Here is a 7126-nt window from a genome sequence, read left to right on the forward strand (position 1 = left end):
CACCCCCGGTGTCCGTGCGATTTGCGTCACACTGCTAACGTGCCCCCCGCACTGCTATCGGGAGTGGGGGTTGTTCGGCCCTCACGTCAGACGACCATTCTTTGGCCGACATGAAGAGGGTAGGCCGACGGACATCTACAGTTTCTCGGGTAGGTCTTTCGGCAAGCCTCCGGAGGGAAACCGTTAGGCAATGGACGTGCTCAGTTCCGTGATCGACCGCATCGGATCGTACTGGGGTGTCGTTCCCCTGGGGATCGCGGGAGTGGTCTCGTGGTCCGTGTGGTTGTTCCGACGGCTATTGTCCTCTCGCTACAAGCCGATCGAGAATGACTTCCGCGCCTCGACGTCCGTCGTCGTTCCCTCCTTCCGGGAAGACCCTGACGTCATCGAACGCTGTCTCAAGACCTGGCTCGACCAGGGTCCTGATGAGCTCATCATCGTCCCGGATGTCGAGGACGTCGAACTCATCAAGCGGCTGACCAGGCACGCTCGGCAAAATCCGGTCATGCGGGTGATGCCTTTCGTGCACGAGGGCAAGCGGTCGGCGCTGGGCGTCGGCATCGCCGCGGCCACCAAGGAGATCGTGGTGCTCTGCGACTCCGACACGGCCTGGGAGCCGGGCCTGCTCGCCGCGGTCCAGATGCCCTTCGTCGATCCCAAGGTCGGCGGGGTCGGTACCCGCCAGAGCGTCTACAACGCGCGCACCAGCGTCTGGCGCCGGGTGGCGAACTGGTTGGTCGACATCCGCTACCTCGACTACGTACCGGCGCAGGGCCGGGCCGGCGCGGTCGCCTGTCTCTCCGGCCGGACGGCCGCCTACCGCCGGGAAGCCATCGCTCCGGTGCTCCACAACCTGGAGAACGAGTTCTTCCTGGGCCGGCGCTGCATCGCCGGGGACGACGGTCGGCTGACCTGGCTCACCCTGGCGTCCGGTTACAAGACCATGCACCAGGACTCGGCCCGTGCGATCTCGATGTTTCCGGACAAGTTGAAACCGTTCATCAAGCAGCGGGTCCGCTGGAGCCGCAACTCCTACCGTTGTTACCTCACGGCGATCTACAAGGGCTGGCTGTTCCGGCAGCCGCTGATCTGCCAGATCAGCGTTCTCCAGATCCTGCTGACCCCGGTCACCATGGGGGTGGCCATGACCTACCTCGGATTCTGGATCGCGCGACCGCAGGCGAACGCCCCTCTGATCGCGGTCGCATGGCTCCTGGGCGGACGCGCCGTGCGTGGATTCTCCCACCTGCGGGAGCAGCCGCGGGACATCTTCATCCTCCCGGTGGTCGTTCTGATGATCGTAGTTGTCGCACTTCCGATCAAGACATGGGCGTTCTTCACCATGAACAAGCAGGGCTGGCTGACCCGCCGCGCCGACCTGATCGGCGGCGAGGGGCAGTCGGACGCGTCCGTTCGGATGAGTCAAAAATGATCGGAGTTTCATGATCACCCCGATGTCTGGACTCTCCGGTGCCCAGCGTTCGGCCTCCGACGCCCGCCGCCGGCCACCGCGGCGGGCGCGCGTGCGCGTGTGCGGCGCGCTCGTCGGTATGTTCCTGGTCGTCGTTCCAGGCTTCATGGCTATTCCAGGCATCGTGGGCGTGGCAACGGCGGCGGCACTGCCGCCGTTGCCCCCGGTCACATCCGCGGACGCCAAGCGGCAGGCCAACCTGCTCGACGCCGAGGACATTCGACTGCGGGCGACGTTCGCGAAGTTCGGCGTGCTCAAGGCGCCGGCCATTGTGCAGAACCAGGGCACCCTTTCCACGCTGCTGCTGCCGGGACGTCCGGCTCCCTACACGGTCGACGAGGTTGTCGCGGCCGGCGGTATGCGCAAGGAGGTCGACGGTGCGCTCCTGGTGCAGATCAACATCGTGGTCGGGCCGAACGCACGCCTCATCATCGACCCGAAGTACGGGACGCTGCGTCTGGCCAGCAGCCCCGCGGGGTTCGCAGCGCTGACGAGCTGGCGTGGCGCCCTCGAGATCAACGGTGGTAACGCTCAGCAACCGATGAATGTCACATCCTGGGATGTCAAGGAACTCAAACCCGACCTCAACGTGGTTGACGGGCGTGCCTACATCCGCACGATGGGTGGCGAGCTGGTCGTGCGCAACGCGCGCGTGTCCAACCTCGGCTTCTGGAACGGCCGTTCCGGTGGGCTCGCCTGGACGGGTAGCAAGGGCCAGCCCAGTACCGGCGGCGCGGCGAACTCCACGTTCATCAACAACGTGTGGGGTGCCTACATCTCCGGTAGCGAGGGTGTTCAGATGATCAACGTCCGGCTGGAGGGCAACGACCGTGCCGGTCTTGCCATCCACCGGGACGCGGTCAGCACCCTTATCTCCGGTAGCACCGCCATCGCCAACCACGGTGACGGCATCACCATCGACCGCGCGTCGGGCTCCCGGGTGATGCGCAGCACGATCTCGGGCAACAGTGGTGACGGCATCACCCTGGACGGTCGTGGCATCGGCATCGTCGCCACGGCAACCGGTGTGCAGGTCAACCAGATCAAGGGCACCGTCATCGAGGCGAACAAGCTGACCGACAACGGCCGGTACGGCATTCGGGTCCTCGGCGGTGAGGACGGGACCGTCCGCGGCAACACGGTCTCGGGCAGTTCGGTGGGCATCGTGGTCAAGAGCGGTGCGAACGGCACCCAGATCATCGACAACACCGTCAGCGGTGTGACCGACGCCGCGCTACAGGTGGGGCCGGATGCCAAGCGGACGGCGATCACTACCAACAAGCTGTCCGACGGGCGCATGGGAATCATCACCCAGGACGCCCCGACGAACGTCATCAGTCGGAACACGATAGCGGGGTCGACGGAGTTCGCGATCACGATTCGGGGCCAGGCTGACGGGACCACGATAGGTAACAACACCCTGTCCGGTCGCGGTTGGCGCGCGGTGGACATCAACAAGGCCACCGGAATCACCCTCGCGGCTCTCAGCGCCAACGATGTGTCGAACTGGATTCCGCGGGTCGAGCGGCCCTGGTATTCGATCTTCGAGCGACACCCCGCGCTGTTCGTGTGGGCATTCATGGCCCTGCTGCCGATCCTGGGATGGCGGACCGGCCGGCGCTGGCGCAAGCGGGCAGCGGAGCATCCCTATCCCGAGTCGGACCTGTTGGTGCAGCGGATGACCACAGGCACCGGACCGAAAGCCGACGTCATCAAGGCTGGCCGCGCGAAGGGCGCGCCGGGACCGGTCGAGGCGGCCGTCCGGTCGAAGGCTTCGGCTGCTTCCGAGCCGATGCCGGTGGTCCCGGGGCAGGCTGTGCCTCGCTCGACGACCTACCGCACCGCGGCGGCGGCCGACATCGCGGCGGCGGAGCACCGGCCGGGCGGCAAGCCCCGGCCCGCCGACGCGCCCTGGTTCGCCCCCGGTACCGGTCCCGCAGTTCCGGGTGCCCCGCTGGTGCCGGCGGCGCGGCAGACGCCGGTGGACGGCCCGACCGAGACGTTCAACAGCCGGGTACTCGACCGGGCTGGTCTTCATGTCAGCCATGACGACAACCCGACCATGGACGTAAGGTTCCAGCGCGACCGGCTTCGAGAGCCCAAGGACGACCCGTTGAACGTCCATGGCAACGGCTATGGGAACGGGAACGGCTATGGGAACGGCAACGGCCATGGGAACGGGAACGGCAACGGCTATGGGAACGGCTACGGCGACGACCTCCGGCCGCCGCTCCTGCCGGAGGCCTCCCCGTCAGATGACCGGTTCCCGCAGTGGACCGGTCACGCAGCTGACTCTCAGGCGTTCCCGAACGGTCTCGATGAAGACACCACGACCATCGTCAGCGACGAGGGCGTGTCGGTGATCAAGCTCGACGCGGTCGGGCCGGCACGGGCGACGATGTCCTACAGCAACGGCCGAGGCCGCGACCGTAACGGGCGCAGGGACCCTCAGTGACATCTGTCGCCATGCGTCAGAGGCGGTCCCTACTGCTTGTGGCGGCCACCGCGGCCGTCGCCATCGCAGCGGTGACCGCCTCTTGTCATGGTGATGATGCGAAGCCGGTCGCCCCGAAGGCGCCGACGGCACTGGCAGACGGTCTCGCGGCTACCGGCCAGACACGGCAGGTGACATGCCCGCAGATCGCTCCCACTGTTCACGACGGCGCCGACCTCACGAGCGCGCTGGCGTCGGCGAGCCCGGGCTCTGTCATCTGGATGGCCGACGGGACGTATGTCGGCGGGTTCGTCATCACGAAGGCGGGCAGCGAAGCCCAGCCGATCTGGCTGTGCGGTTCGGGTAACGCGGTGCTGGACGGCGGGAATGACACCGACTACATCCTGCACCTCGACCATGCGGCTTTCATCCGGCTGGTCGGTTTCAGCGTTCGCAACGGCAAGAAAGGCGTGATGGCGGATGCCACCCAGCACAGCGTCATTGCCGGGTTGAGCGTCAGCGCCATCGGGGACGAGGCCATCCACCTACGTGACTTCAGTTCGGACAACCTGGTGACCGGAAACACCGTCCGTGACACCGGACACCGGTCGGAGAAATTCGGCGAGGGTATCTACGTCGGCAGCGCCGAAAGTAACTGGTGCAAGATCTCGAACTGTAGTCCGGACGCCAGCGATCGCAACTTCATCATCGGCAACAACATCGCTGGTACGACTGCTGAGAACATCGACATCAAAGAGGGCACCGCCGGGGGTGTCATCTCGGAGAACATGTTGTCCAGCGACAGGATGACCGATGCCGGGGGCGACTCCTGGATTGATCTCAAGGGCAACGGGTGGATCGTCGAGAAAAACACCGGTAAGCCCGGCGGGGCCATCAAGGATGGCATCCAGGAGCATGTGGTGAAAGAAGGCTGGGGTCGTCACAATATCATCCGGAAAAACACGCTCGTGGTGAATGCCGCGGGCTTCGGGGTTTACATCCACGAGAAGGACCTCGGGAACGTGGTCGGCTGCGACAATCAGGTCGTGGGCGCGGCTGCCGGTATTTCCAACGTCGCCTGTTCCTGACCGCGTCCGGCGGGCGTCAGCGGTTGCCCACCCGGCTGGCCGGGCAGGCAGGATCAACTCACCTGGCCGAGGCGCCGCGCACCGAGTACCTGAGCGCTGACCTTCCTCTCCGCCACGAACGACAGGAACGGCACGGTTCCCGCAATCATGATCGCAAGAGTGTGGACGGGGCGAAACCGGCAGCGTGACGCCAGATCCACGGTCAGGGCCAGGTAGATCATGAACAGGAAGCCGTGCAGCGGGCCCACGGTTTCGGCCACAGCCGGCGTGTCCGCCAGGTACTTCAGTGGCACGCCTATCAGCACGAGTGTGATCAGACCGACGCCCACCACATACGCGACCACCCGGAACCGCAGCAGCGCCGCGTGGATCGCCTCTTCGCTGTTGCGGCCGGTCCCGGCGGCTGGCGCTGGCAGCGCAGGCGAAGGCCGGGCGGGATCCAAGGTGGCGTCATCGGCTGGCATGGTCACCGCGGCCTCGGTCCCGATGGCGCGTCCCGCTCGTGCAGAGCGGCAAGATAGCGGTTGTACGAGGCCAACTCCGCCTCGCCCTCCTCGTCGTCGATGCTGTTTTCGCCGATGGTGTCGACGGTGCCGATGTTGATCTTATCAAGATACTCAGCAGCCGGGTCGTTCGCTCCCAGCGGGGGCGCGATCCTCGGCATGGCTTCGTTCACCCGCGTCGGGTGACGTTCCTCACGTACCATCTGCCACCAACCGAAGACCACGGCCGCGGCAAAGATCGGCCATTCGACTCCGTAAAAAAGGTTCTGCAGGGTACCGCGGGCAGACTGCCCCTTCTCCCACTGCCACCAGCCGAGTCTGGCGAACAGGCCGATCAGAAAGAGCGCGAGTGCGTGGCGTACCAGCCACGACGGTGAGAAGAGGACTCGGCGCACGGTCGTGACGCTACTCTCCGGTCCGCGCCCGGTGAGCGGCCTGCCCGCCCCGGCTGGGGGGGGTTAGCGAGGAACGAGCAGGCCGGTACAGGGGAGACGGCGCCCCGTCGATCACAAGGATCTTGATGAAGACGACCCGTCCGTACATTCATATGTCCAGTCGTTCCAGCCGGCCGCATGGTTGCCGCACCCGGAGCATGTCTTTACGTCACCAAAAACTTACTGTTCGGGCGCTCTAACTGCCGAGCAGTATCGCGGCGGCGAGCGAGATCTGTCCGGCCGAGACGGCCGCTGGTTGCCGGGGCGAGGTGCCGCCGCTGCCGCCGCGCTGGAAACCCTGAGCAGGCTGGCCGGACCCGGACCCGGACCCGTCCGCCGTTGACACCATGACCGTCATACTGTGTGGGCCGGCGATTCCTCGGAAGTTGATCCGCACGATCGCGTCGGTCCACCGGCCCGGTTGGGGTGGCGCCAGCGACATGGCGGGACCGGTTTGTCCGTCCAGGTCGGTTCGGATCATGCCGCGTACCCCGATGGTGCCCAGATAGAGGTCCAAGTGGCCGTCCACGCCGGACGTCAGCGAGATGGTCAGCCTGATTTCACCGGAAGCCGGTACGGCTAGACGATCGATGTAGTCCTTGCCGGTCGCCTGCGGGCTGCCTCCGCTCCAGTCGAAACGGCCGGTCATGCCGGTCACCGCTGTCGGGGTGGCACCGACGATGCCGAGCTGGCCGATGGCGGGGTTGCTGAAGGCGGCACGCGCTCGTTCGTGGACGCTGCCATCAGCGCCAGGTCCGTAGAGCACCCAGTCCATGACATTCGGCAGGGGAAGAACAATCCGTTGTGTTGGCATTGTTACTAGAGTAAGTTGAATCAGTGGTATTGCACTAGTTGATGCCGATATACCGGTCCGCGGGGTTGTGACTGTCGGTGTGGTTGTTGCGGATGGTGTTGATGGCGGGGCGGTCTGTTGCTGCCCGCCCGGTAGTGAAGGCTTGGGGGACGGCGGCGTGGTTGGGGGGTGGGGCGAGGCCGAGGTTGGTGGAACTGATGCCGCCACAGCTGTGATGGCCCGGCGTTCGTCCTGCAGTGTGATCGCCCGCACGCCGATCACGGTGATCGCGGCAAGGCTCAGCACGCCGGTGGCCATGCCAACGGCGATCACTGCTGGACGCTGGCGGGGCACCCACCCCCAGCGGTCCGGCCTCGACCGTAGGCCGGTTGGTGGCCAGGAG

The 7126-nt window shown here is 65.9% G+C and carries 7 protein-coding genes; 4 read left to right on the plus strand and 3 right to left on the minus strand.

Annotated elements, in window-relative coordinates; genetic code table 11:
- Nucleotides 1-190: 190 nt before the first annotated feature.
- From U9980_RS02570 to U9980_RS02580, 3 genes are read left to right on the plus strand one after another with little or no spacing between them, the layout of a single operon-like run.
- Nucleotides 191-1432 (plus strand): glycosyltransferase family 2 protein, encoded by a 1242-nt coding sequence (locus tag U9980_RS02570; protein WP_322754599.1) that lies wholly within the window; start codon nucleotides 191-193, stop codon nucleotides 1430-1432.
- 22 nt (nucleotides 1433-1454) lie between these two features.
- Nucleotides 1455-3926 carry a right-handed parallel beta-helix repeat-containing protein gene (locus U9980_RS02575; protein WP_322766510.1) on the plus strand — a complete coding sequence of 824 codons (2472 nt, stop codon included), beginning with the start codon at nucleotides 1455-1457 and terminating at the stop codon, nucleotides 3924-3926.
- Nucleotides 3923-4993 carry a hypothetical protein gene (locus U9980_RS02580; protein ID WP_322766511.1) on the plus strand — a complete coding sequence of 357 codons (1071 nt, stop codon included), beginning with the start codon at nucleotides 3923-3925 and terminating at the stop codon, nucleotides 4991-4993. Before U9980_RS02575 ends, U9980_RS02580 begins: the two co-directional genes overlap by 4 nt.
- A gap of 53 nt (nucleotides 4994-5046) precedes the next feature.
- On the opposite strand, the gene U9980_RS02585 is transcribed toward U9980_RS02580, so the two are convergent.
- The 3 genes from U9980_RS02585 to U9980_RS02595 form a co-directional block, all read right to left on the minus strand.
- Nucleotides 5047-5457 carry a DUF3817 domain-containing protein gene (locus U9980_RS02585; RefSeq protein WP_322766525.1) on the minus strand — a complete coding sequence of 137 codons (411 nt, stop codon included), beginning with the start codon at nucleotides 5455-5457 and terminating at the stop codon, nucleotides 5047-5049.
- Nucleotides 5458-5459: 2 nt separating this feature from the next.
- Nucleotides 5460-5891, minus strand: coding sequence for a hypothetical protein (locus tag U9980_RS02590; protein ID WP_322766512.1), 432 nt, complete (start codon nucleotides 5889-5891; stop codon nucleotides 5460-5462).
- Nucleotides 5892-6126: 235 nt separating this feature from the next.
- Entirely contained in the window at nucleotides 6127-6744 is a 618-nt protein-coding gene (locus U9980_RS02595) for a hypothetical protein (protein ID WP_322766513.1), read from the minus strand.
- A 157-nt stretch (nucleotides 6745-6901) separates the two neighbouring features.
- On the opposite strand from U9980_RS02595, the gene U9980_RS02600 reads away from it, so the two are divergent.
- The coding region (locus U9980_RS02600) for a hypothetical protein (RefSeq protein ID WP_322766514.1) at nucleotides 6902-7126 on the plus strand (225 nt) is incomplete at its 3' end.

The sequence above is a fragment of the Protofrankia sp. Cr1 genome (genome assembly GCF_963555865.1).
GTDB lineage: Bacteria > Actinomycetota > Actinomycetes > Frankiales > Frankiaceae > Protofrankia.